Below are 1,410 nucleotides of genomic sequence, written 5' to 3'. Positions count from 1 at the left end.
AGTCTGGCGATGTCGGTTGTCGAGGGTGCGCGGGTCGATTCGGGTGCGGGGGAGGTGCCGGCCCGGTTGGACGGGCGTTTGAAGCTTGTGCTGGTGGTGCTGCTGGTGGCGCAGTTCATGCTGGCGGTGGATTTCTCGATCCTGAATGTGGCGTTGCCGGTGATCGGGGACGGGCTCGGGTTCTCGTTGTCGAATCTGCAGTGGATCGCGACGTCGTTCGCGTTGTGTGCTGCTGGTTTCACGTTGCTGTTCGGGCGGGTTGCCGACCTGTTCGGTCGGCGGCGTCTGTTCCTGGTGGGTTTGGCGGTTCTGGGTCTGTCGTCGCTGGTGGGTGGTTTGGCGACGTCGCCGGAGATGCTGATCGCGGCCCGTGTGTTCCAGGGTTTGGCGACGGCGGCGGTGACGCCGGCGGGTCTGTCGCTGCTGACGACCGCGTTTCCGGAGGGGCCGCTGCGTGAGAAGGCGCTGGGTCTGAATGGTGCGCTGATGTCGGCGGGGTTCACCACGGGGGCGATTTTGGGTGGTGTGTTGACGGATCTGCTGTCGTGGCGGTGGGCGTTCTTCATCAATGTGCCGGTGGCTTTGGCGGTGTTGCTGATCGCGCCTGCTGTGATCAAGGAGTCGCGTCCGTCGGCGCGTCCGAAGCTGGATGTTCCGGGTGCGACGGCGGTGACGTTGGGTCTGCTGGCTTTGGTCTACGGGTTGACGCAGGCGGGTGAGCACGGTTGGGGTGCTGCGTCGGCGTTGGGTTGGCTGGCGGCGGGTGTGGTGCTGCTGGTCGTCTTCTATGCGATCGAGTCGAGGAGTTCGGCTCCGCTGGTGCCGGTTTCGGTGTTGAAGAAGAAGACGGTGGCGTGGGGGAACATCGCGGGTCTGATCGCGTTTTTGACGGAGACCAGTCTGGTGTTCTTGATGACGCTGTATCTGCAGGAGGTGTTGGATTTCTCGCCGCTGACTGCCGGTCTGTCGTTCGGTGTGCTCGGTGTCGGCACGGTGATCGGTGGTTCGGTCGCGCCTCGGGTGATCGGTGCGGTGGGGACGCGGTCGACGCTGATCGTGGGTGGTGTGTTGCAGGCGGTGGCGACGGTGAGTTTGGTGTTGCTGGGTGAGACGTCGGCGTCGATGTGGCTGCTGTTGGTCGCGACGTTCGCCGGTGGTGTGGGGAACATGTTGGTGATCGTCGGGTTCATGGTGACCGCGACGACGGGGCTGCCGGATCATGAGCAGGGTATGGCGACGGGTCTGGCGACGATGACGCAGCAGATCGGTATCACGATGGGTACGCCGATCATGTCGGCGGTCGCTGCCGCGAACACCGACATCCATGCGGGTATCACCACGGCGGTCATCGTGAACACCGCGATCGTGGTCGTCGGGATCCTCACCACCGTCCTCTTCCTCCGCACCAAG

At 64.3% G+C, this 1,410-nt stretch carries 1 protein-coding gene; it reads left to right on the top strand.

Annotation, left to right across the window (positions count from 1 at the left end):
- Positions 1-9: 9 nt before the first annotated feature.
- On the top strand, positions 10-1,410 hold a 1,401-nt coding region (locus AVW11_RS35550; protein WP_076047084.1), incomplete at its 3' end, for an MFS transporter.

The organism is Streptomyces amritsarensis (assembly GCF_001953875.1).
Taxonomy (GTDB): Bacteria; Actinomycetota; Actinomycetes; order Streptomycetales; family Streptomycetaceae; genus Streptomyces; species Streptomyces amritsarensis.
Note: the sequence above shows the minus strand (reverse complement) of the source record. Positions and strands in the feature narration are given on the sequence as shown.